We start from the raw sequence: 22521 nt of genomic DNA on the forward strand, positions 1-22521 counted from the left end.
GGGGGGGGGGGGGGGGGGGGGGGTGGTGGGGGCGAGTCGCGCGCCGGCGGGGGCGCCGCCGGGGGGCCGCGCCGCCGGGGGGCCCCCCCCCCCCCCGCGCGTCTGCGACACTGGAACAACCATGCCTAAGCCCGGAGAACTCACCTTTGTCGCGCCGCGCGGCGCCAAGCCCCCGCGACACCTCGCCGACCTGAGCCCCGCCGAGCGCAAGGAGGCCGTCGCCGAGCTGGGCGAGCAGGCGTTCCGCGCCAAGCAGCTCTCGAACCACTACTTCGGCCGGATGTCGAACGACCCGGCGAGCTGGACGGACATCCCCGCCGCCAGCCGGGAGAAGCTGACCGAGGGCCTGCTGCCCGAGCTGATGTCGGTGGTGCGGCACGTCTCCTGCGACGACGACACCACCCGCAAGACGCTCTGGAAGCTGTTCGACGGCACGCTCGTCGAGTCGGTGCTGATGCGCTACCCGGACCGGGTCACCATGTGCATCAGCTCGCAGGCCGGCTGCGGCATGAACTGCCCGTTCTGCGCCACCGGCCAGGCGGGGCTGACCCGCAACCTGTCGACCGGCGAGATCGTCGAGCAGATCGCCGCCGGGATGCGCGCGCTCAAGGCCGGCGAGATCCCCGGTGGCGAGGCGCGGCTGTCGAACGTGGTCTTCATGGGCATGGGCGAGCCGCTGGCCAACTACAACCGGGTGCTGGCCTCGATCCGCCGGCTGACCGACCCGGCCCCGGACGGCTTCGGCCTGTCCCAGCGCGGCATCACGGTCTCCACGGTCGGCCTCGTGCCGGCCATGAACCGGCTGGCGGACGAGGGCCTCAGCTGCCGCCTGGCGCTGTCGCTGCACGCGCCGGACGACGAGCTGCGCGACGAGCTGGTCCCGGTGAACACCCGGTGGAAGGTCGCCGAGGTGCTGGACGCCGCGTGGAACTACGCGGAGAAGTCCGGCCGCCGGATCTCCATCGAGTACGCGCTGATCAAGGACATCAACGACCAGGCCTGGCGTGCCGACCTGCTCGGCCGGCTGATCAAGAACCACCGGGTGCACGTCAACCTGATCCCGCTGAACCCGACCCCGGGCTCCAAGTGGACCGCCTCCCGGCCGGAGGACGAGCGCGAGTTCGTCCGTCGGCTCCAGTCGCACGGCGTGCCGACGACCGTCCGCGACACCCGCGGCCAGGAGATCGACGGCGCCTGCGGCCAGCTCGCCGCGGCGGGCTGAGGAGCCGGGTAGGAGCCTCCCGGGGGCCAGGGCGTGTCTTGTGGGATCAGGCCGGGGTGCCCGGCCTGATCCACGAGGCACGCCCTATCGCAGTCCGGCGGCCGCCAGCGCGGCGGTCGCCCCGCCGGTCAGCAGCAGCGTGGTGCCCACCGCGAGGGTGCGCAGGGCGACCGCGCCGAACAGCAGCCGGGGCGAGGCACCGAGGCGCAGCAGCGACTCGGTGATCTCCCGGCGGTCGGTGCGGACCTCGGCGAGCCGGGCGATCACCGCGGCGACCGTGCAGCCGAGCACCAGGCAGGCCTCGACGGCGGGCAGCGCGTCGGCGCTGTCGGGGGTGCCGATCCAGTAGCGGACGGTGGTCAGCACCAGGGCGACGACCAGGGTGAGCACGGCCAGCGGCGGGCCGAGCCGACGGGCCTGGGCGGTGAGGCCGCGTCCGGCGAGCAGCCGCAGCGGGGTGGGCCGGCCGAGGGCGAGCAGCCGTCCGGTCCAGGCGAGCAGCGGGCCGGTGAGCAGGGCGAGGCCGAGCGCGCCGCCGGCCCAGCCGCCGAGGGCGGCGGTGCTGGTGGTGCCCAGTCCGGCGGGCAGGTGGATCGGACGGCCGTCGGCGGGGGCGCCGGGCCGCAGGGCGATGAGTTCGAGCGCGGCGCCGATCACCACGAGTCCGACCGGTACGGCGATCCGCAGCGGGCCGAAGCCGGTGCGGCCGCGGGCGCGGCCGCCGGGCAGGGTTTCGGCGACGGGCACCGAGAAGCCGGCGGCGAGGCCTGCGGTGAGCGGGACGAGCGCGAGCAGGGTGACCGGTGCGGCCGCGGGCAGCGGCACCCCCATGCCGAGGTCGGGGGCGAGCGAGGGGCCGGCGATGTCGTTGCGCAGCACCAGGAAGAGCAGCAGGGTGAGCACGCTGCCGAGGGTGCAGGCGAGGGCGACCTCACCGGCGATCAGGGTGCGGATCCGGCGGGAGCCGGCCCCGGCGGCGGTGAGGCCGGCGATCCGCTCGGGCCGTCGGGCGGGCACCGAGCGGGCGGCGACGGCCGCGAACCAGGCGACGGCGGCGAGCGGCGGCAGGCACCAGAGCAGTCGTGCCAGCGCGTCGGCGCCGCCGAGCGGGTCGCTCAGCGCGCGGCCGAGGGAGCGCAGCAGGAAGGCGGCGACGGCGGCGGCCGCCAGTGTGGTGAGCAGCCAGCGGCCGAGGTCGGTCACCCGGTAGCCCCGGGCCAGACGGAGGTAGAACACGTCGACTCTTTCAGCGGCTCGGCTCTGTCAGCGACTGGAGGCGGTCAGCGGCGGGTGGCCGTGACGGCGGAGGCACCGGTCGCGGCCGGGGCGGCGGCGCCGCGGGGGACGGGGGCGGCGGGGGCGGTGAGCCGTCCGTCGACGAGGGCGACGGAGCGGTCCGCGAACCGGACGAGCTCGGGGTCGTGGGTGGCCAGGACGAGGGTGAGCTGGTGCGAGCGGGCCGCGCTGGTCAGTATCCGCAGGACCTGGTCGGCGGCCTCGCGGTGCAGCGGGGCGGTGGGGTCGTCGGCGAAGACGACGGGCGGCAGCGGGGCGAGGGCGCGGGCCACGGCGACCCGCTGGCGCTGGCTCTGGACCAGCCGGTCGGGGCGCCGGCGGCCGATGTCGCCGACGTCGAGGCGCTCCAGCCACTCGTCGGCGGCGGTGTAGGCGGCCTTGTTGCCGGCGCCGGCGAGCAGCAGCGGCAGGGCGACGTTCTCGCGGGCGCTGAGCTCGGGCACCAGGTGGGGTTCGGAGCCGACGAAGCCGAAGCGGTCGCGGCGCAGCCGTTCGCGTCCGGCGCGGCCGAGGGTGTGGACGGGGGAGCTGTTGAACCAGACCTCGCCCTCGTCGACCGGGAGCTGGGCGGAGAGGCAGCCGAGCAGGGTGCTCTTGCCGCAGCCGCGCGGGCCGGTGACGGCGAGCACCTCGCCCTCGCGGACGCCGATGGAGATGCCGCGCAGGGCGGGGGTGCCGTCGTGGGACTTGACGATCCCTCGGGCCCACAGCACGTCGTTGTCAGGCGGTGCCGCTGACATGAGGTTCCATCCTGGGTGGCCGCAGGGATATGACAGTCGTCAGATTAGAACGACCGGGGCCGGTCGCGGTTGCGGCGCTCTGGTCCATCACGGGCAAATCACCCGCATTCAGGCATGTTTGGTCGTACGACTGTGATGTTCCGTGGCGTTGTGTGAACGCCGAAGGGCGGCCCCGCGGGTGCGGGACCGCCCTTCGGCGGAGGGTGGGGAAGAGGGCTCAGGGGATCAGAGCTTCGCCCACGCGTCGGTGAGGCTGGTCCGCAGGATCTGCTCGATCTCGTCGAAGGTCGACTGGTCGGAGATCAGCGGCGGGGCCAGCTGGATGACCGGGTCGCCACGGTCGTCGGCGCGGCAGTACAGGCCGTTGTCGAAGAGGGCCTTCGACAGGAAGCCGTAGAGCACGCGCTCGACCTCGTCGTCGTTGAACGACTCCTTGGTGACCTTGTCCTTCACGAGCTCGATGCCGTAGAAGTACCCGTTGCCGCGGACGTCGCCGACGATCGGCAGGTCGCGCAGCTTGTTCAGGGTGCCCAGGAAGGCGGCCTCGTTGTCGAGGACCTTCTGGTTCAGGCCCTCGCGCTCGAAGATGTCGAGGTTGGCGAGCGCCACGGCCGAGGAGACCGGGTGGCCGGCGAAGGTGTAGCCGTGCAGGAAGGTGTTGTCACCCTTGTAGAACGGCTCGGCGATGCGGTCCGAGATGATCGTGGCGCCGATCGGGGAGTAGCCCGAGGTCATGCCCTTGGCGCAGGTGATCATGTCCGGCACGTAGCCGAACTTGTCGGCGCCGAACATGGTGCCGAGGCGGCCGAAGGCGCAGATGACCTCGTCCGAGACCAGCAGCACGTCGTGGCGGTCGCAGATCTCGCGCAGGCGCTGGAAGTATCCGGGCGGCGGCGGGAAGCAGCCACCGGCGTTCTGCACCGGCTCGACGAAGACGGCGGCGACGGTGTCGGCGCCCTCGTTGAGGATGGCGACCTCGATCTCGTCGGCGCACCAGCGGCCGTACGCCTCGGGGTCGACGGTGCCGTCCGGGCCTTCGAGGAAGGCCGGGGCGCGGTAGATGTTGGTGTTCGGCGCCTTGTGGGTACCCGGCACCAGCGGCTCGAACGGGGCCTTGAGGCCCGGCAGGCCGGTGATGGACAGGGCGCCCTGCGGGGTGCCGTGGTAGGCGACGGCGCGCGAGATGACCTTGTACTTGGTCGGCTTGCCGATCAGCTTGAAGTACTGCTTGGCGAGCTTCCAGGCGGTCTCGACGGCCTCGCCGCCACCGGTGGAGAAGAAGACCTTGTTGAGGTCGCCCGGGGCGTAGTTGGCCAGGCGCTCGGCCAGCTCGACGGCCTTGGGGTGCGCGTAGCTCCAGATCGGGAAGAACGCGAGTTCCTTGGCCTGCTTGGCGGCGACCTCGGCGAGCTCGGTGCGGCCGTGACCGGCCTGCACGACGAACAGGCCGGCCAGGCCGTCGATGTACTTCCGGCCCTTGTCGTCCCAGATGTACGTGCCCTCGCCCTTGACGATGGTCGGTACGGGGGAGTTCTCGTACGACGACATGCGGGTGAAGTGCATCCACAGGTGGTCGTAGGCGGTCTTGGAAAGGTCCTTCTGGGCCGGGTCGGCTGTCATCGGGTGCCCCAGGTGTAGGTCTGTTTCCGGAGTTTCAGGTAAACGAAGCTCTCGGTGCTCCGCACGCCGGGAAGCGCGCGGATGCGCTTGTTGATCATTTCGAGCAGGTGCTCGTCGTCCTCGCAGACCAGCTCGGCCAGGAGGTCGAACGAGCCTGCGGTGCAGACGACGTAGTCGACCTCGTCGAGGGCGGCCAGCGCGTCGGCGACGGGCTCGATGTCGCCCTCGACCCGGATTCCGACCATCGCCTGGCGGGTGAAGCCGACGGTGAGCGGGTCCGTGACGGCGACGATCTGCATCACGCCTTGGTCGAGCAGCTTCTGGACGCGCTGCCGTACGGCTGCCTCGGACAGGCCGACGGCCTTGCCGATGGCGGCGTACGGGCGGCGCCCGTCCTCCTGGAGCTGCTCGATGATCGCCTTGGAGGCGGCGTCGAGGGGAACACTCGCGTTCCGGTCGCGGTTGGCCACGCGGCCACTGTGCCTGATCGTTCCCCTGTTCGCAAGCGTGGAAACTGCTGATTTCGTCGTGGTCCCGGAAATCCCATGCGGATTTCATCGCGGACGCGTACCGCGCCTGTCGATCCCGGCAGTCCTGCGGCTACTCTGGCACGGTACGCGCGCGCCCCCGCAGGGCGCCGCGCATTCCGCCACCAGTGGACCGCGCCGCTCCCGGCCGGGCCACTCGGCACCCTTCGTAGGCCGGATCCGTCGACGTACCATGGCGCCGGAATCTGCAATGCCGCAGGCCCAGACCGAGGAGAGACCCGTGAGCGACCTTCGCACGCTGCGCAACTACATCAACGGTGAGTTCGTCGACGCGGCTGACGGCCGCACGCTCGACATCGTCGACCCGACCACGGGCGAGGTCTACGCGACGTCGCCGCTGTCCGGCGCCGCTGACGTGGACGCGGCCATGGCCTCGGCCGCCGCCGCCTTCCCGGTCTGGCGCGACGCCACCCCGAGCACCCGGCAGAAGCTGCTGCTCAAGATCGCCGACGCGGTCGAGGCCCGGGCCGACGAGATCGTCGACGCCGAGGTGCGCAACACCGGCAAGCCCCGCGCGCTGACCCTCTCCGAGGAGATCGGCCCGATGGTGGACCAGCTCCGCTTCTTCGCCGGTGCCGCCCGACTGCTGGAGGGCAAGGCCGCCGGCGAGTACATGGACGGCATGACCTCGATCATCCGCCGCGAGCCGGTCGGCGTCTGTGCCCAGGTCGCGCCGTGGAACTACCCGATGATGATGGCGGTCTGGAAGTTCGCCCCGGCCATCGCCGCGGGCAACACCGTGGTCCTCAAGCCCTCGGACACCACCCCGGCCTCCACCGTGCTGCTGGCCGAGATCATCGGCGGCGTCCTCAAGGACCTGGAGCTGCCGGCCGGCGTCTTCAACGTCATCTGCGGCGACCGCGAGTCCGGCAAGCTGATGGTCGAGCACCGCACCCCGGCGATGGCCTCCATCACCGGCTCCGTCCGGGCCGGCATCCAGGTCGCCGAGTCGGCCTCCAAGGACGTCAAGCGGGTCCACCTGGAGCTGGGCGGCAAGGCCCCGGTCGTCGTGTTCGAGGACGCCGACATCGCCGAGGCCGTCGAGGGCATCTCGGTGGCGGGCTACTTCAACGCCGGCCAGGACTGCACCGCCGCCACCCGCGTGCTGGTGCACGAGTCGATCCACGACGCCTTCGTCGAGGCGCTGGCCAAGGCCGCGGCCGAGACCAAGACCGGCGGCGTGGACGACGAGGACGTGCTCTACGGCCCGCTGAACAACGCCAACCAGCTCAAGCAGGTGTCCGGCTTCATCGAGCGGCTGCCCGCCCACGCCAAGGTCGAGGCCGGCGGCCACCGGGTCGGCGACAAGGGCTACTTCTACGCCCCGACCGTCGTCTCCGGCCTGCTGCAGGACGACGAGATCATCCAGAACGAGGTCTTCGGCCCGGTCATCACCGTGCAGAGGTTCACCGACGAGGAGCAGGCCGTCGAGTACGCCAACGGCGTCGAGTTCGCGCTGGCCTCCTCGGTCTGGACCAAGGACCACGCCCGCGCCATGCGGATGTCCCGCCGCCTGGACTTCGGCTGCGTCTGGATCAACACCCACATCCCGCTGGTCGCCGAGATGCCGCACGGCGGCTTCAAGAAGTCCGGCTACGGCAAGGACCTGTCGGCGTACGGCTTCGAGGACTACACCCGGGTGAAGCACGTCATGACTGCGATCTGATCAATCGGCTGAACTGACAAGGGGCCCGGGTCTTTTCGACCCGGGCCCTGTCGCTTTGCACCCTGTCGGCGGGTCGTGCGTCCGGCTGACAGGATGAAACTGCACTTCGGGGGCGCTCGGCCCTAGCCTTACCGGCATGAGCATCCCCACCGCTGACTCAGCCGCCGGAAAGGCGGTCAAGGCCGCCGACCGCGCGCACGTCTTCCACTCGTGGTCCGCCCAGGCGCTGATCGACCCCCTCGCGGTGGCCGGCGCCGAGGGCTCGTACTTCTGGGACTACGACGGCAACCGCTACCTCGACTTCTCCTCGCAGCTGGTGAACACCAACATCGGGCACCAGCACCCGAAGGTGGTCGCCGCGATCCAGGAGCAGGCGGCGAAGCTCTGCACGATCGCCCCCGGCTTCGCGGTCGAGGCGCGCAGCGAGGCGGCCCGGCTGATCGCCGAGCGCACCCCGGGCGACCTGGACAAGATCTTCTTCACCAACGGCGGCGCCGAGGCGGTCGAGAACGCCGTCCGGATGGCCCGGCTGCACACCGGCCGACAGAAGGTGCTCTCCACCTACCGCTCGTACCACGGCGCCACCGCCAACGCGATCGCCCTCACCGGCGACCCGCGGCGCTGGGCCAACGAGACCGGCGTCTCCGGCGTGGTGCACTTCTGGGGCCCGTACGCCTACCGCTCCAACTTCCACGCCGAGGACGAGGCGCAGGAGTGCGAGCGCGCGCTGGCGCACCTGGAGCAGGTGATCGCCTTCGAGGGACCGGGCACGGTGGCCGCGGTCATCCTGGAGACGGTGGTCGGCACCGCCGGCATCCTGGTCCCGCCGCCGGGGTACCTGGCCGGAGTGCGGGAGATCTGCGACCGCCACGGGATCGTGTTCGTCCTGGACGAGGTGATGGCCGGCTTCGGCCGCACCGGCGAGTGGTTCGCCGCCGACCACTGGGGAGTGGTGCCGGACCTGCTGACCTTCGCCAAGGGCGTCAACTCCGGTTACGTCCCGCTGGGCGGCGTGGCGATCAGCGCCGAGATCGCCGCCACCTTCGCGGAGCGGCCGTTCCCCGGCGGGCTCACCTACTCGGGACACCCGCTGGCCTGCGCCTCGGCGGTGGCCACCATCAACGCCATGGCGGAGGAGGGCATCGTCGAGAACGCCAAGCACATCGGCGAGACGGTGCTCGGCCCCGGCCTGCGCGAGCTGGCCGAGCGGCACCCCTCGATCGGCGAGGTGCGCGGCCTCGGCGTGTTCTGGGCGCTCGACCTGGTGAAGGACCGGGAGACCCGGGAGCCGCTCGTCCCCTACAACGCCGCGGGCGCCGCCAACGCGCCGATGGCCGAGCTGGCCGCCGCGTGCAAGCAGCGCGGGCTCTGGCCGTTCGTCAACATGAACCGCTTCCACGTCGTCCCGCCGTGCACCGTCACCGAGGAGGAGGCCAAGGCCGGCCTCGCGGTGCTGGACGAGGCGCTGTCGCTGGCCGACGCGCACACCGTCTGACGTACCTACCAGGACGGCCCCGGGCGCACCCGCGTGTTCCCGGGGCCGTTCCACGCTCCGGAAGGCCTCCCATGTCCCGCAGCTCCACCCTGCCCCGACGCTCCTCCCAAACCCCCGTCATCCGCCGGCGTTCGGTGCTCGGCGGGGCCGCGCTGCTCGGCGCCGGCACGCTGACCGGCTGCGGCATCCCGTCCGCGTACGTCGCCGAGGACCGCCGTTCGGCACCGGACCGCTCGGAGCACGACAAGCGGCTGAACTTCTCCAACTGGACGCAGTACATCGACACCGACGACCAGGGGAAGCGCCCGACCCTGGACGCGTTCAGCGAGAGGACCGGGATCGCGGTCACCTACACCGAGGACATCAACGACAACGACGAGTTCTTCGGCAAGATCAGCCCGGTGCTCACCCAGGGCGCCGACCCGGGCCGGGACCTGATGGTGATCAGCGACTGGATGGCCGGGCGGTACGTCTCGCTGGGCTGGGTGCAGGAGATGGACCGGGCCGGCCTGCCCAACGTCACCGCCAACCTGGACCCGCAGCTGGCGAACCCGGTCTTCGACCCGGGGCGCCGGCGCAGCGTGCCCTGGCAGTCCGGGATCACCGGCATCGCGTACAACCGCAAGGCGCTCGGCCGGGAGCTCAGGTCCACCGCCGACCTCTGGGCGCCCGACCTCAAGGGCCGGATCACGCTGTTCGCCGGGCTGGACGAGGCGCTCGGGCTGCTGATGCTCTCCCAGGGCGCGGACATCGCGCGGTTCGGGGACGACGACGCGCACAAGGCGATGGACCTGGTGCAGAAGATGGTCGACACCGGGCACGTCCGCCGCTTCACCGGCAACGACTACACCAGCGACCTCGCCTCCGGCGCGGCGATCGCCTGCCAGGCCTACTCCGGTGACGCCGTCCAGCTCACCGCCGAGAACCCCGACATCGCCTTCGTGGTGCCGGAGGAGGGCGGCGAGCTGTGGGCGGAGAGCCTGATGATCCCCAACCGGGCCGTCCACAAGCGCAACGCCGAGCTGTTGGTCGACTACTACTACCAGCCCGAGGTGGCCGCCGAACTCGCCGCGGCCGTCCAGTACATCTGCCCGGTTCCGGCCGCCCGCGAGGTGCTGGCGGACAGCGGGGACAAGGACAAGGCCGAACTCGCCGAGAACCCGCTGGTGTTCCCGACCGAGGAGATGCGCGCCCGGCTGCGCAGCATGCGGGACGTCACCTCGGCCGAGCGGCCGGAGCTGCACAAGGTCTGGGGGCGCATCACCGGGGTGTGAGGGGTGCCGGGGAGTGACGCAGCCCGGCCCTACCGGCGTACGGCGTCCAGCGCGAGCAGGGCCACGTGCAGGGAGAGGCAGGACTCCACCTGGTCGAGGTCGACTCCGAGGATCCGCTCGACCTTGTGCAGCCGGTCGTAGAAGGACGGCCGGGACAGGTGGGCGGCGTCGGCCGCCGCCGACTTGTTCCGGCCCTGCTCCAGGTAGATCCGCAGCATCTGCACCAACTGGCCGTTGTGCTCGGCGTCGTGGGCCAGCAGCGGGCCCAACTCCCGCTCCACGTACGTCTGCAGGCGGGCGTCGTCGCGCAGCAGGTGGAGCAGGCCGCGCAGCCGGACGTCCGGCAGCCGGTAGTAGGAGGCGGTCCTGCCCCCGCCGGGCGCGTCGTGCAGGGCCGCGTCGGCGACCTGGGCGGCCTCCAGCAGGGTGCGCCGGGCGTCGCGGACCGAGCCGACCGAGGAGCCGACCGCGACGACCGGCCCCGGGGTGTCGGCGGGCTCCCGGCCGGACTCGGCGGACATCCGGCGCAGGGTGGCCGAGAAGGCCTCCAGCGCGGAGTGCTCGTCCTGCTGGGCGCCGAGCGCGATCAGCAGTCCGACGCCCTCGTCGTCCAGCGCGCCGACCAGGGCGGAGAGCCGGCTGGCCCGCACCGCGCCGGCCGCCAGCTCGGTGAAGTCGCGCAGCCGGGCCTGGGCCTCCAGTGCGGCCGGGATCGGCCCGCGGCGCTGGCGCAGCACCACGCCGACCAGCCGCCGGCCCTCCAGCGGGACGCCGAGCGCCTGGGCGCGCAGGGCCACCTCGGAGACGGTCAGCGCGTGGGTCAGGATGCCGGAGAGCAGGGTGCGGTGGGTCTGCCGCTCCAGGCTCTCCCGGTCGCGCACCACCAGCCGGTTGAGCGCCAGCGCGGAGGCGCCGCGCTCCAGCAGCATGGCGTGGGGGTGGGCCTCGCCCTCCGCCAACGGGCCCGGCTCCAGCACCAGGACCAGCCGGCCCCAGTCCTGGCCGCGGGCGCCGACGGTGGTCACCAGCCAGCCGCTGCGCGGGTCGTGGCCGGTCCGGCCGGGCGGGCGGACCCCGCGCGAGCGGCGCTCCCAGTCCTCCAGCAGCTCGGCCTCGGGGCGTCCGGCGCTGTCGTGGGCGAGCACCTGGTGGGCCAGGTTCTCCAGGACGACCGGCGCGCCCGCCATCCGGGCCACCTGGCGGATCACCTCGGGCGGCTCGGCGCCCTCGACCACCAGCTCGTTGAAGACCTGGTGGACCGATTCGGAGACCCGCAGCTGCTCCAGCTGGGCGTTCACCACCAGGGCGTGCACGGCCTCGGTGACGGCGACGAAGCGCACCTCGCGGCGGAGCGCGATCAGCGGCAGTCCGCGCTGCTCGGCGGCGTGCACCAGGGCGCGCGGGAGCGAGTCGAAGTAACGCCGGCCGAACTCGACCACCAGGCCGGCCACGCCGACCTCGTCCAGGTCGCGGACGTAGCGGGCCAGGCCCTCGCGGTCCTCGGGCAGCGCGATGCCGGTGGTCAGCACGAGCTCGCCGCCCTGCAGCACGCCGGCGACGTCGGGCAGCTCGCTGACGTGCACCCAGCGGACCGGTCGCTCCAGGCGGTCGGCGCCGGCCACGACCTGGGGCAGGCCGCGCCGCATCACCTCCAGGTCGAGCACACGGGCGACGGTGGGGAGCATCGCGGGCCTCCAGGGCGGGGGAGGTGGGAGGGGAGGGGGTGGAGGGGACAGAGTGTCAGGTGAATCATGCATCGTCGCGACGACCTGTTGCCCTGCGAGGAGCCTTGCACTCTGTAAGGCCCTTCGTGTCGAGACTGTCGAAGTGACCCTTGTCACGTCAACCCCGCAGTTGGCAAGGTCAGCGGGACCGCAGACCCCCACCGCGGAAGCGTTTCGCCGCAGCGCGGTCGAACCGCCGGCACTTGGAGGAACCCAGATGGACCTGACCGACTTCGGCGCGGGCGCGCAGTACATCGCGGGCCGTCAGGCCCGGGGGAGCGGCGAGCCCTTCCAGGTCGTCAACCCCGCCGACGGCACGGTGGTCGAAGAGGTCGCGCTGGCCACCGCCGGGGACGTGGACGCCGCCGTCGCCGCCGCGCGGGACGCCCTGCCCGGCTGGTCCTCGGCCACCCCGGGGGCCCGGTCCGAGGCGCTCACCCGGCTGGCCGCCGTCCTGGGCGCGACCGCCGACGACCTCGCCCGGGTGGAGACCGCGCAGACCGGCAAGCCGGTGAAGCTGGCGACCGAGTTCGACGTCCCCGGCACCGTCGACAACGCCGCGTTCTTCGCCGGCGCCGCCCGCAACCTGGAGGGCAAGGCGGCCGGCGAGTACTCCGGCGACCACACCTCCTACGTCCGGCGCGAGGCGATCGGCGTGGTCGGCTCGATCTCGCCGTGGAACTACCCGCTGCAGATGGCCGCCTGGAAGATCCTCCCGGCGATCGCGGCGGGCAACACCATCGTCCTCAAGCCGGCCGAGCTGACCCCGCTGACCTCGGTGATGTTCGCCCGGGCCTGCACCGAGGCGGGCATCCCGGACGGCGTGGTCAACGTGGTCACCGGCGCCGGGCGCACCGCCGGCGAGCGCCTGGTCGCCCACCCGGGGGTCGCGATGGTCTCCTTCACCGGCTCCACCGCCGTCGGCAGGCGGGTCGCCGAACTCGCCACCGCGAGCGTCAAGCGCACCCACCTGGAACTCGGCGGCAAGGCCCCGTTCGTGGTCTTCGACGACGCCGACCTGGACGCCGCGGTGCACGGCGCCGTCGCCGCCTCGCTGATCAACGGCGGCCAGGACTGCACCGCCGCCACCCGCGCGTACGTCCAGCGCCCGCTCTACGACGCCTTCGTGGCCGGCGTCGCCGAGCTCTTCGCGGCCGTCCGGATCGGCGACCCCCGCAATCCGCACACCGACCTCGGCCCGCTGGTCTCCTACGCCCACCGGGACCGGGTGGCCGGGTTCGTCGAGCGCGCCCGCTCCTACGCCACCGTCGTCACCGGCGGCCCCGCACCGGACAAGGGCCATGACGGCTTCGACCTCACCCGGGGCGCCTACCACGCGCCGACCCTGATCACCGGCGCGGCCCAGGACAGCGAGGTGGTCCAGGGCGAGGTCTTCGGCCCGGTGCTGGTGGTGCTGCCCTTCGACGGCGACGACGAGGGCCTGCGGCTCGCCAACGACACCCCGTACGGCCTGGCCGCCTCCGCCTGGACGGGCAACGTGCACCGCTCGCTGCGCGCCACCCGGGAGATCGCCGCCGGGTGCGTCTGGGTCAACGACCACATCCCGATCATCAGCGAGATGCCGCACGGCGGCTACAAGGCGTCCGGCTACGGCAAGGACATGTCCCAGTACTCGCTGGACGAGTACACCCAGGTCAAGCACGTCATGTTCGACACCACCGCGGTGGCCCGCAAGGACTGGCACCGCACCGTCTTCGGAGACCGGTAACCCCCCCGCAGGCCCCGGGTGCTCCCCCCACGCACCCTTCTTCCCCCAGGAGGCCCGTTCCATGGCGTTCAAGGCGTTCAACGAGCTCACCGACGGTCTGCCCGAACCGGTCCGCAGGGCCTGGGAACGCAGTCTGACCAGCGGTCGGGCCGCGGTCGGCCGCCGCACCCTGCTGCGCGCCGCCGCCCTGACCGCCGGGGCGGGCACCCTGGCCGCCTGCGGCATCCCGGCCGCCCCCAGGACGACCAGTGACTCGACCGCCAACGCCGCCGAGGACCACTCGGGGAGCGAGAAGGAGGTCGACTTCTCCAACTGGCCGCTGTACATCGACACCGACGAGAAGGACAAGGAGAAGCACGGCACCCTGGACGCCTTCACCGCGGCCACCGGCATCAAGGTCAAGTACAACGAGGACATCAACGACAACGTCGAGTTCTTCGGCAAGGTCAAGCCGCAGCTGGCGGCCGGCCAGGACACCGGCCGCGACCTGGTGGTGCTCACCGACTGGATGGCCGCCCGGCTGATCCGGCTCGGCTGGGCGCAGAAGCTCGACCCGGCGAACGTCACCACCGCGATCACCAACGTCGAGGCCCGCTTCCGCGCCCCCGACTGGGACCCGGGCCGGCTCTACACCTACCCCTGGGCCGGCATCCAGACCGTCATCGCCTACAACCGGAAGGCGACCAAGGGCAAGGAGGTCACCAGCGTCGCCCAGCTGCTGGACGACCCCGAGCTCAAGGGCCGGGTCACCTTCCTCTCCGAGATGCGCGACAGCATCGGGATGGTCCTGCTCGACATGGACAAGGACCCGGCGAAGTTCACCGCCGACGACTACGCCGGTGCGATCGCCCGGATGCAGAAGGCCGTGGACGACAAGCAGATCCGCCGCTTCACCGGCAACGACTACGGCCAGGAGCTGTCCTCCGGGGACATCGCCGCCTGCGTCGCCTGGGGCGGCGACCTGATCCAACTGCGCGCCGACAACCCGGACATCGAGTTCGTCATCCCGGAGAAGGGCTACCTCGCCTCGACCGACAACATGCTGGTCCCGGCCAAGGCGCGGCACAAGGCGAACGCGGAGAAGTTGATCGACTTCTACTATCAGCCGAAGATCGCGGCGCAGCTGGTCGCGGGCATCGGCTACGTCTCCGCCGTCACCGGGATGAAGGACGAGCTCGCCACCCTCGCCCCGGACAGCGCGGCCAACCCGCTGGTCGTACCCACCCCCGAGATGGCGGTCAAGGCGCACGTGTTCCGCACCCTCACCGAGGGCGAGGAGAGCGACTTCGAGCAGAAGTTCTCCAAGCTCATCGGCGCCTGACCCCCACGCGTCCACCAGACACTGCCGGCAGAAAGACCCAGGAAGACACCCCATGACAGACCAGCTGCGCGCCGCGGCCGGTGGCGACGTCCGCCTCACCGGCATCGGCAAGACCTACGGCTCCTTCACCGCCGTCCACCCGCTCGACCTGACCGTGCCCCAGGGCTCCTTCTTCGCCCTGCTCGGCGCCTCCGGCTGCGGCAAGACCACCACCCTGCGCATGATCGCCGGCCTGGAGGAGCCCACCAGCGGCACCGTCCTGATCGGCGGCCAGGACGTCACCGCGCTGCCCCCGTACAAGCGCCCGGTCAACACCGTCTTCCAGAGCTACGCGCTCTTCCCGCACCTGGACATCTTCGAGAACGTCGCCTTCGGCCTGCGCCGGCGCGGCAAGAAGGACGTGAAGAAGCAGGTCGAGTCGATGCTGGAACTGGTCGAGCTCGGCCAGTACGCCCGGCGCAAGCCGCACCAGCTCTCCGGCGGCCAGCAGCAGCGCGTCGCGGTCGCCCGCGCCCTGATCAACCACCCCCAGGTGCTGCTGCTGGACGAGCCGCTCGGCGCCCTCGACCTCAAGCTGCGCCGCCAGATGCAGCTGGAGCTCAAGCGGATCCAGACCGAGGTCGGCATCACCTTCGTGCACGTCACCCACGACCAGGAGGAGGCCATGACGATGGCCGACACCATCGCGGTGATGAACGGCGGCCGGGTCGAGCAGCTCGGCGCGCCCGCCGACCTGTACGAGAACCCCGGCACCACCTTCGTGGCCAACTTCCTCGGCCAGTCCAACCTGCTCCCCGCCGAGGTCACCGGCGGCGCGGGCGAGGACCTGCTGCTCACCGTGGCCGGCACCCGGCTCGCGGTGCCGAGGGCGCGCTGCGCCACCGAGGCCAAGCTGGTCCACCTGGGCGTGCGCCCGGAGAAGATCACCATCAGCCACGCCTCCGAGCCGGTCGCCGAGGGCCGCAACCGGCTCGCCGGCACGGTGCTCGACTCCAGCTTCATCGGCGTCTCCACCCAGTACGTGGTGCGCACCGACGGCGGCCAGGAGGTCACCGTCTTCGAGCAGAACATGGAGCGCGACGCCCGGATCGTCCCCGGCGCCCCCGTGCAGCTGCACTGGAACCCGGCGCACTCCTTCGCCCTGGACGCCGCGCAGGCGATCGACGCGGGCACCGCGGAGGAGGCCGCATGACCACCACCACCCCGGCGGCCGCCCCCCGGGCCACGCCTCCGGACCGCAGTCCGCTCGGCGAACCCGCGCCGAAGCCGAGGCGCAAGCTCACCCCGTACTGGCTGCTGCTGCCCGGCATCGCCTGGCTGGTCGTCTTCTTCGCCGTGCCGATGGTCTACCAGGCGTCCACCTCGCTGCAGACCGGCTCGCTGGAGGCGGGCTTCAAGGTCACCTGGCACGTCTCCACCTACTGGGACGCCCTGGTCGAGTACAAGTGGCACTTCGTCCGCTCGTTCTCCTACGCGGCCATCGCCACCGTGCTCTGCCTGGCCATCGGCTACCCGCTGGCGTACACCATCGCCTTCAAGGCGAGCCGGCGCTGGCGCAACGTCATCCTGATCCTGGTCATCGCGCCGTTCTTCACCAGCTTCCTGATCCGCACGCTGGCCTGGAAGACCATCCTGTCCGACGGCGGACCGGTGGTCGGCGCGCTCAACACCCTGCACGTCCTGGACCTCACCAACGCCGTCGGGCTCACCTCCGGCGACCGGGTGCTCGCCACCCCGCTGGCCGTGGTCTGCGGCCTCACCTACAACTTCCTGCCGTTCATGATCCTCCCGCTGTACACCTCGCTGGAGCGGATCGACCCCCGGCTGCACGAGGCGGCCGGCGACCTGTACGCCCGGCCGTTCACCACCTTCCGCAAGGTCACCTTCCCGATCTCGCTGCCGGGCGTGGTCGCGGGCACCCTGCTCACCTTCATCCCCGCCTCCGGCGACTACATCAACGCCCAGCTGCTCGGCTCGCCGAGCGAGCAGATGGTCGGCAACGGCATCCAGAAGCAGTTCCTGAACGTGCTCGACTACCCCACGGCGGCAGCGCTGAGCTTCATCCTGATGGCCCTGATCCTGGGCATGGTGACGGTCTACATGCGCAAGGCCGGGACGGAGGAACTGGTCTGATGTCCCGCATCCTGAAGTGGGTCCGCGCCCACCTGGTGGTCCTGGCCGGCCTGCTGGCCCTGGCCTACCTGGTGCTGCCCAACCTGGTCGTGCTGGCCTTCTCGTTCAACAAGCCGGTCGGCAAGTTCAACTACGAGTGGAACGAGTTCTCCACCGACGCCTGGACCAACCCCTGCGGCGTGGCCGACATGTGCCAGTCGCTCTCGCTCAGCCTGCAGATCGCGGTGCTCGCCACCATCGGTGCCACCGTGCTCGGCACCATGGTCGCCTTCGCGCTGGCCCGCTACCGCTTCCGCGGCCGCTCGGCCACCACCGCGATGATCTTCCTGCCGATGGCCATGCCCGAAGTCGTCATGGCCGCCTCGCTGGGGACGCTGTTCCTCAACATGCGCATCCCCTTCGGCTTCACCACCATCCTCATCGCCCACGTCATGTTCTGCCTGAGCTTCGTCGTGACGGCGGTCAAGGCTCGCGTGATGAGCATGGACCCGAGGCTCGAACAGGCCGCCCAGGACCTCTACGCGACCCCCGTCCAGACCTTCCTGCGGGTCACCCTCCCGCTGGCCGCCCCCGGCATCGCCGCCGGCGCGCTGCTCAGCTTCGCGCTCTCCTTCGACGACTTCATCATCACCCAGTTCAACTCGGGCCCGACCACGGTCACCTTCCCGATGTTCGTCTGGGGCGCCTCGCAGCGCGGCATCCCGGTGCAGGTGAACGTCATCGGCACCGCGATGTTCGCGGCCGCGGTCGCGCTGACCGTGGCCGGCCAGTGGCTCGGCAACCGCCGCAAGGCCACCGCCTGACGTACGGTCGGTCAGCGGTGGTACGTACCATCACCTATTCGTGGAAAGTGGCTGATAATGCATGGATTCCGCCCGCGCACTCAGTGACGCCAGGCCCACCCCCTTCTGGTTGGAGGATCCCGGCCGGCCCGAGGCGCTGCCCGCCCTGGTCGGCGACACCACCTGCGACCTGCTGGTCGTCGGCGGCGGCTACTCCGGACTGTGGACCGCGCTCATCGCCAAGGAGCGCGACCCCTCGCTGGACGTCGTCCTGGTCGAGGGCAACGAGGTCGGGTGGGCCGCCTCCGGGCGCAACGGCGGATTCTGTGCGGCCAGCCTCACCCACGGCTTCGGCAACGGCCTGGAGCGCTGGCCCTCCGAACTCGCCCAGCTGGAACGCCTCGGCGCCGCCAACCTGGACGGCATCGAGGCCACCCTCAAGCGCTACGGCATCGACGCCGAGTGGGAGCGCACCGGCGAGATCGACGTCGCCACCCAGCCGCACCAGGTCGAGGAACTGCACGAGGTCGCCGAGGCCGTCGCCCGCTACGGCTTCGACCTCACCGTCCTGGACGCCGACCAGCTGCGCGCCGAGGTGAACTCGCCGACCTTCCTCGGCGGCCTCTGGGACAAGGACGGGGTGGCGATGGTCCACCCCGCCAAGCTCGCCTGGGGCCTCAAGGAGGCCTGCCTGGGCCTGGGCGTCCGGATCTTCGAGCACACCCGGGCCACCGAGCTGCGCGAGCACGGCAGCGGCATGGCCGCCCGCACCCCGTACGGCCGGGTCTTCGCCCGCAGGGTCGCGCTCGGCACCAACGTCTTCCCGTCCCTGCTCAAGCGCGTCCGTCCGTACGTCGTCCCCGTGTACGACTACGCCCTGATGACCGAGCCGCTCAGCGACGAGCAGCTCGCCTCGATCGGCTGGCGCGGCCGGCAGGGGCTCGGCGACAGCGCCAACAAGTTCCACTACTTCCGGCTGTCCGCCGACAACCGGATCCTCTGGGGCGGCTACGACGCCGTCTACCACTACGGCGGCCACGTCCGGCACGAGTACGACCAGCGCCCGGAGACCTTCCGCACCCTGGCCAACCATTTCTTCCGCTGCTTCCCGCAGCTGGAGGGGCTGCGCTTCACCAACGCCTGGGGCGGCGCCATCGACACCTGCAGCCGGTTCTCGGCCTTCTTCGACACCGCCTACCGGGGCAAGGTCGCCTACGCCGTCGGCTACACCGGGCTCGGCGTCGGCGCCACCCGCTTCGGGGCCGAGGTGATGCTCGACCTGCTGGCCGGCGAGCGCACCGAGCGCACCTCGCTGGACATGGTGCGCTCCAAGCCGCTGCCGTTCCCGCCCGAACCGGTGCGCTGGGCCGGGATCGAGATCACCACCCGCTCGCTGGAGCACGCCGACCGCAACGGCGGCCACCGCAACCTCTGGCTGCGCACCCTCGACCGGATGGGGCTCGGCTTCGACAGCTGACCGCCACCGATCGGGGGTATCTCCCGCGACCCGTGTAAGAGGGACCCGCCGTCCGCCTCTCCTCGGTGACGGCGGGTCTCGCACTCCCGCCGCGTCCGACCGTAGGAAACGGCGAGGAGCGGGGACACGACATGGAGAGCACCGGACTGCACTGGCTCGCCCAGGTGGCAGCGGACCCGGAGGACTTCCGGGAGCAGTGGGAACGCACCGGGCTGGGCCTGGTCCTGCTACCGGCCGGGCGCCGCTGGGACGTCCTCGCCGTCCCCGGGCGGCTCGGGCGACCGGCACTGGACGTGCTGGACACCGGTTTCTGCGGCCCGGTCCTCACCGACTTCGGCGAGGAGCACGTCAGCTTCCTGGTGCCCGTCGGCACCGCCGCCCGCTGGGTCGGCACCGGGGTGCGCTGCGCGGGGGAGGGCACCTGGATCGTCGTGCCGCACCCCCGGCGCCGCAGCCGGGGCGTGCGCTGGCTGGTGCCGCCCGACGGGTCCGGGCGGCTCAACGACCCGGTGCTGCTGGAGCTGGCCCTGCACGAGGCGGCGGCCGGGCTCGGCGGCCGGTAGCGCGGGGGCCGGGGGCGCCGGGGGCGGGTGGCAGGCGGTGGGTGGCGGGTCGCGGGCGGGTCGCGGTGGCGAGCGCCGGTTCGCGGGCGCTTGGCGGGTGGCAGCGCGCGGGGCGGGTGCCCGGGCCAGACTGGAGGCGTGACCACCGCCCCGCACGCCGTCGACGCCTCCCTCCGGCCGGGCCCCGCCCAGCTGCGCCTGGCCGCCCTCGCCGAGCCCGTCTGCACCCGGTACGGGCTGGCGCTGGCCGGCGGGCACGCGCTGCGCGCCCACGGGGTCCCGGCCTGCCGGCAGGACGGACTCACCCTGGCCACCGGCGGCGCCGACCTGCCCGAGGTGGCCGCCGCACTGACCGGGGCGTACCGCGCGGCGGGCGGCGGGGTCGCCGAGCGGCCCGGCACGCCGCGGCTGGAACAGCTGACCGTACGGCTGGCGCTGGGCGGGCGGACCCACTCGGTGGAGCTGCGGAAGGAGCCGCTCGGCCACCGGCCGGTCCGGCTGGACTTCGGCGCCCCGGAGGCGGACGGGCCCCCGCTGGTGCTGCCGGTGGTGGCCCTGGAGGACGCGGCCGCCCTCACCACCGCGCTGCTGGTCGACCGGGGCATGCCGCGGGACCTGATCGACGTGCACGCCCTCACCCGCAACTACCGTGAAGGGGAACTGCTCGCCCTGGCCGCCGAGTTGGACCCGGACTTCCAGCCGAGCGGGCTCGCCGACCGGCTGGAGACGCTGGCCGAGGCGGCGGACGGCCGGTTCCGTGCCCGCGGTGTCGAGGCCGGCGCCGTGGACGGGCTCAAGCGGTGGGCGCTGGCCTGGGCGCAGGACCTGCGGCTGGACCTGCTGGAGACCCGGGAGGCGGCGGACGGGCTGCACGACCCGTACCTGGAGGACGAGGAGTCCTGAGCCGCCCGGGCCGTGGCCCCACCCGTTCGGCGCAGCGACCGGACGACCTGTAAGGCTGAATCCGCGATCCCCGTCAGCCTGTTCGTTGAGCCGCACTCCGGAGGCGACCAGACTGGGGGACGAGCGCGGTAGCCCCGTGAATTCCGTCGCCCGACCCTCTCGCGGGCGGCGCCAGACCGGACCGGTGGCAGGACGCCGCCCGGGACTTCGGAGGCAGACGGACTTGAGCAAGCACATCACCCACTGGATCGGCGGCCGGTCGGTCGCCACCGCCGGTGCGGCGCCCCGCCGCGGCGACATCTTCGACCCGGCCACCGGCCAGGTCGCCGGCCAGGTCGACTTCGCCGGGATCGCCGAGGTCGACCAGGCCGTGGCCGCCGCCGCCTCGGCCTTCGCCGAGTGGCGCACCGCCTCGGTGGCCCGGCGCAGCACGGTGCTCTTCGCCTTCCGCGAGCTGCTGAACGCCCGCCGGGACGAGCTCGCCGAGATCATCGTGTCCGAGCACGGCAAGGTGCACTCGGACGCGCTGGGCGAGATCGCCCGCGGCCTGGAGGTCGTCGAGTACGCCTGCGGCATCCCGCAGCTGGTCAAGGGCGGCTTCACCGAGCAGGCCTCCACCGGCATCGACGTCTACTCGATCCGCCAGCCGCTCGGCCCGGTCGCGATCATCTCGCCGTTCAACTTCCCGGCCATGGTGCCGATGTGGTTCTTCCCGATCGCCATCGCGGCCGGCAACACCGTCGTGGTGAAGCCCTCCGAGAAGGACCCGTCCGCGGCCAACTTCCTGGCCGGGCTGTGGAAGGAGGCCGGCCTGCCGGACGGCGTCTTCAACGTCGTGCACGGCGACAAGGTGGCCGTCGACCGCCTGCTGGAGCACCCGGACGTCAAGTCCGTCAGCTTCGTCGGCTCCACCCCGATCGCCCGCTACGTGTACGAGACCGGCACCCGCTACGGCAAGCGCGTCCAGGCCCTCGGCGGCGCCAAGAACCACATGCTTGTGTTGCCCGACGCCGACCTCGACCTCGCCGCCGACGCCGCCGTCAACGCCGGCTTCGGCGCGGCTGGCGAGCGCTGCATGGCGGTCTCCGTCCTGGTCGCCGTCGACCCGATCGGCGACGAGCTGGTCGACAAGATCAAGCAGCGGATCGCCACCCTGAAGGTCGGCCCCGGCTGCAACGGCGACTCCGAGATGGGCCCGCTGGTCACCGGCCAGCACCGTGACAAGGTCACCTCCTACGTGGAGTCCGGCCTCGCCGACGGCGCCGAGCTCGCCGTGGACGGCCGCAAGCACCCGGTCACCGCCGAGGACAGGAACGGCAGCCCGACCGCCGACGGCTTCTGGCTCGGCCCCACGCTGTTCGACCACGTGAAGCCCGGCATGTCCGTCTACAACGACGAGATCTTCGGCCCGGTCCTCTCCGTCGTGCGCGTCGCCTCCTACGACGAGGGCCTGGCGCTCATCAACGCCAACCCGTACGGCAACGGGACCGCCCTCTTCACCAACGACGGCGGCGCGGCCCGGCGCTTCCAGTTCGAGGTGGAGGTCGGCATGGTCGGCATCAACGTGCCGATCCCGGTGCCGGTCGCCTACTACTCCTTCGGCGGCTGGAAGGCCTCGCTGTTCGGCGACGCCCACGCGTACGGCCCGGACGGCGTCCAGTTCTTCACCCGCGGCAAGGCCGTGACCCAGCGCTGGCTGGACCCCTCGCACGGCGGCATCAACCTCGGCTTCCCCACCAACAGCTGAGCCCGCAGGGCTCGCCGAGCTCTCGCACCGGGCAGGCCGGACCCCTCTCCCCGGGGTCCGGCCTGCCCCCTTTTGCAGGCCGTTTGCATCCGGACTCAGATGCGCGTACAGTTCTTCGAGCTGCCCGACAGGGAGCACCGGACACGCATCGGCGCGGACGGTCCTGAGGCGGCCAATCCCTTGAAACACCACTTCCGGTTCGTGCCGGTCGTTTCGCTTTTACGCGTCTCGGCTCGGTGCTTATTCGGCGTGCGCTGTTTATCGGATTGCGGCCGGATTCG

General features: G+C 72.0%; 19 protein-coding genes. 14 read left to right on the forward strand and 5 right to left on the reverse strand.

Going from position 1 to position 22521, the window contains the following annotated elements:
• The first annotated feature begins 121 nt into the window (after window positions 1-121).
• Window positions 122-1222, forward strand: a complete 1101-nt coding sequence (gene rlmN, locus ACFWXO_RS29845) for a 23S rRNA (adenine(2503)-C(2))-methyltransferase RlmN (RefSeq protein ID WP_375891799.1) — start codon at window positions 122-124, stop codon at window positions 1220-1222.
• A gap of 84 nt (window positions 1223-1306) precedes the next feature.
• On the opposite strand, the gene ACFWXO_RS29850 is transcribed toward rlmN, so the two are convergent.
• From ACFWXO_RS29850 to ACFWXO_RS29865, 4 genes are all read right to left on the reverse strand, one after another.
• Window positions 1307-2458 (reverse strand): hypothetical protein, encoded by a 1152-nt coding sequence (locus tag ACFWXO_RS29850; protein WP_375891801.1) that lies wholly within the window; start codon window positions 2456-2458, stop codon window positions 1307-1309.
• 44 nt (window positions 2459-2502) lie between these two features.
• The gene (locus tag ACFWXO_RS29855; RefSeq protein WP_375891803.1) at window positions 2503-3258 is read right to left on the reverse strand and encodes an ABC transporter ATP-binding protein; all 756 of its coding nucleotides are present in this window, start codon (window positions 3256-3258) and stop codon (window positions 2503-2505) included.
• Window positions 3259-3483: 225 nt separating this feature from the next.
• Window positions 3484-4878: an aspartate aminotransferase family protein gene (locus tag ACFWXO_RS29860; protein WP_363555973.1), complete on the reverse strand. Its 1395-nt coding sequence runs from the start codon at window positions 4876-4878 to the stop codon at window positions 3484-3486.
• On the reverse strand, window positions 4875-5348 hold the full coding sequence (locus tag ACFWXO_RS29865) for an Lrp/AsnC family transcriptional regulator (RefSeq protein ID WP_030306695.1): 474 nt from the start codon (window positions 5346-5348) through the stop codon (window positions 4875-4877). Before ACFWXO_RS29865 ends, ACFWXO_RS29860 begins: the two co-directional genes overlap by 4 nt.
• Window positions 5349-5616: 268 nt before the next feature.
• Here ACFWXO_RS29865 and ACFWXO_RS29870 point away from each other — a divergent pair, with 268 nt between their 5' ends.
• The 3 genes from ACFWXO_RS29870 to ACFWXO_RS29880 all read left to right on the forward strand — a co-directional run bounded on the left by ACFWXO_RS29870 (window position 5617) and on the right by ACFWXO_RS29880 (window position 9861).
• Window positions 5617-7092, forward strand: coding sequence for a gamma-aminobutyraldehyde dehydrogenase (locus ACFWXO_RS29870; protein WP_380527426.1), 1476 nt, complete (start codon window positions 5617-5619; stop codon window positions 7090-7092).
• A gap of 136 nt (window positions 7093-7228) precedes the next feature.
• Entirely contained in the window at window positions 7229-8587 is a 1359-nt protein-coding gene (locus ACFWXO_RS29875; protein WP_380527429.1) for an aspartate aminotransferase family protein, read from the forward strand.
• Window positions 8588-8658: 71 nt separating this feature from the next.
• Window positions 8659-9861 (forward strand): spermidine/putrescine ABC transporter substrate-binding protein, encoded by a 1203-nt coding sequence (locus ACFWXO_RS29880; RefSeq protein WP_380527432.1) that lies wholly within the window; start codon window positions 8659-8661, stop codon window positions 9859-9861.
• A 29-nt stretch (window positions 9862-9890) separates the two neighbouring features.
• Here ACFWXO_RS29880 and ACFWXO_RS29885 read toward each other — a convergent pair whose 3' ends face one another.
• Window positions 9891-11546 carry a PucR family transcriptional regulator gene (locus ACFWXO_RS29885; RefSeq protein WP_375891807.1) on the reverse strand — a complete coding sequence of 552 codons (1656 nt, stop codon included), beginning with the start codon at window positions 11544-11546 and terminating at the stop codon, window positions 9891-9893.
• Window positions 11547-11802: 256 nt separating this feature from the next.
• Between ACFWXO_RS29885 and ACFWXO_RS29890 the strand changes: the two genes are divergently transcribed.
• The 10 genes from ACFWXO_RS29890 to ACFWXO_RS29935 form a co-directional block, all read left to right on the forward strand.
• Window positions 11803-13314, forward strand: coding sequence for a gamma-aminobutyraldehyde dehydrogenase (locus tag ACFWXO_RS29890; RefSeq protein ID WP_380527436.1), 1512 nt, complete (start codon window positions 11803-11805; stop codon window positions 13312-13314).
• Window positions 13315-13375: 61 nt separating this feature from the next.
• Window positions 13376-14635, forward strand: coding sequence for a spermidine/putrescine ABC transporter substrate-binding protein (locus ACFWXO_RS29895; RefSeq protein ID WP_380527438.1), 1260 nt, complete (start codon window positions 13376-13378; stop codon window positions 14633-14635).
• Window positions 14636-14687: 52 nt separating this feature from the next.
• The gene (locus ACFWXO_RS29900; protein ID WP_380527441.1) at window positions 14688-15827 is read left to right on the forward strand and encodes an ABC transporter ATP-binding protein; all 1140 of its coding nucleotides are present in this window, start codon (window positions 14688-14690) and stop codon (window positions 15825-15827) included.
• Complete coding sequence (locus ACFWXO_RS29905; protein WP_375891814.1) at window positions 15824-16768, forward strand: ABC transporter permease; 945 nt, start codon at window positions 15824-15826, stop codon at window positions 16766-16768. Before ACFWXO_RS29900 ends, ACFWXO_RS29905 begins: the two co-directional genes overlap by 4 nt.
• On the forward strand, window positions 16768-17571 hold the full coding sequence (locus tag ACFWXO_RS29910) for an ABC transporter permease (protein WP_375891815.1): 804 nt from the start codon (window positions 16768-16770) through the stop codon (window positions 17569-17571). The genes ACFWXO_RS29905 and ACFWXO_RS29910 overlap by 1 nt, the downstream gene beginning before the upstream one ends.
• Window positions 17572-17632: 61 nt before the next feature.
• Entirely contained in the window at window positions 17633-19027 is a 1395-nt protein-coding gene (locus ACFWXO_RS29915) for an NAD(P)/FAD-dependent oxidoreductase (protein ID WP_380527444.1), read from the forward strand.
• A 131-nt stretch (window positions 19028-19158) separates the two neighbouring features.
• Window positions 19159-19590 (forward strand): hypothetical protein, encoded by a 432-nt coding sequence (locus tag ACFWXO_RS29920; protein WP_375891818.1) that lies wholly within the window; start codon window positions 19159-19161, stop codon window positions 19588-19590.
• Window positions 19591-19728: 138 nt separating this feature from the next.
• Window positions 19729-20493, forward strand: coding sequence for a nucleotidyl transferase AbiEii/AbiGii toxin family protein (locus ACFWXO_RS29925; RefSeq protein ID WP_380527446.1), 765 nt, complete (start codon window positions 19729-19731; stop codon window positions 20491-20493).
• A 223-nt stretch (window positions 20494-20716) separates the two neighbouring features.
• A complete protein-coding gene (locus tag ACFWXO_RS29930; protein ID WP_375891820.1) occupies window positions 20717-22240 on the forward strand; it encodes a CoA-acylating methylmalonate-semialdehyde dehydrogenase in 1524 nt (507 codons plus the stop codon).
• 99 nt (window positions 22241-22339) lie between these two features.
• A partial coding sequence (locus ACFWXO_RS29935; RefSeq protein ID WP_380527448.1) for a hypothetical protein occupies window positions 22340-22521 on the forward strand: 182 nt, incomplete at its 3' end.

Origin of the sequence: Kitasatospora sp. NPDC059088 (assembly GCF_042738155.1) — a bacterium.
In the GTDB taxonomy this organism is placed as follows: domain Bacteria; phylum Actinomycetota; class Actinomycetes; order Streptomycetales; family Streptomycetaceae; genus Kitasatospora.

What these genes read in the sequence shown, in the direction of transcription:
- rlmN (WP_375891799.1), top strand. Translation starts at nt 122, where the DNA reads ATGCCTAAGCCCGGAGAACTCACCTTTGTCGCGCCGCGCGGCGCCAAG.
- ACFWXO_RS29855 (WP_375891803.1), bottom strand. Translation starts at nt 3,258, where the DNA reads ATGTCAGCGGCACCGCCTGACAACGACGTGCTGTGGGCCCGAGGGATC.
- ACFWXO_RS29860 (WP_363555973.1), bottom strand. Translation starts at nt 4,878, where the DNA reads ATGACAGCCGACCCGGCCCAGAAGGACCTTTCCAAGACCGCCTACGAC.
- ACFWXO_RS29870 (WP_380527426.1), top strand. Translation starts at nt 5,617, where the DNA reads ATGCCGCAGGCCCAGACCGAGGAGAGACCCGTGAGCGACCTTCGCACG.
- ACFWXO_RS29875 (WP_380527429.1), top strand. Translation starts at nt 7,229, where the DNA reads ATGAGCATCCCCACCGCTGACTCAGCCGCCGGAAAGGCGGTCAAGGCC.
- ACFWXO_RS29880 (WP_380527432.1), top strand. Translation starts at nt 8,659, where the DNA reads ATGTCCCGCAGCTCCACCCTGCCCCGACGCTCCTCCCAAACCCCCGTC.
- ACFWXO_RS29885 (WP_375891807.1), bottom strand. Translation starts at nt 11,546, where the DNA reads ATGCTCCCCACCGTCGCCCGTGTGCTCGACCTGGAGGTGATGCGGCGC.
- ACFWXO_RS29890 (WP_380527436.1), top strand. Translation starts at nt 11,803, where the DNA reads ATGGACCTGACCGACTTCGGCGCGGGCGCGCAGTACATCGCGGGCCGT.
- ACFWXO_RS29895 (WP_380527438.1), top strand. Translation starts at nt 13,376, where the DNA reads ATGGCGTTCAAGGCGTTCAACGAGCTCACCGACGGTCTGCCCGAACCG.
- ACFWXO_RS29900 (WP_380527441.1), top strand. Translation starts at nt 14,688, where the DNA reads ATGACAGACCAGCTGCGCGCCGCGGCCGGTGGCGACGTCCGCCTCACC.
- ACFWXO_RS29905 (WP_375891814.1), top strand. Translation starts at nt 15,824, where the DNA reads ATGACCACCACCACCCCGGCGGCCGCCCCCCGGGCCACGCCTCCGGAC.
- ACFWXO_RS29910 (WP_375891815.1), top strand. Translation starts at nt 16,768, where the DNA reads ATGTCCCGCATCCTGAAGTGGGTCCGCGCCCACCTGGTGGTCCTGGCC.
- ACFWXO_RS29915 (WP_380527444.1), top strand. Translation starts at nt 17,633, where the DNA reads ATGGATTCCGCCCGCGCACTCAGTGACGCCAGGCCCACCCCCTTCTGG.
- ACFWXO_RS29920 (WP_375891818.1), top strand. Translation starts at nt 19,159, where the DNA reads ATGGAGAGCACCGGACTGCACTGGCTCGCCCAGGTGGCAGCGGACCCG.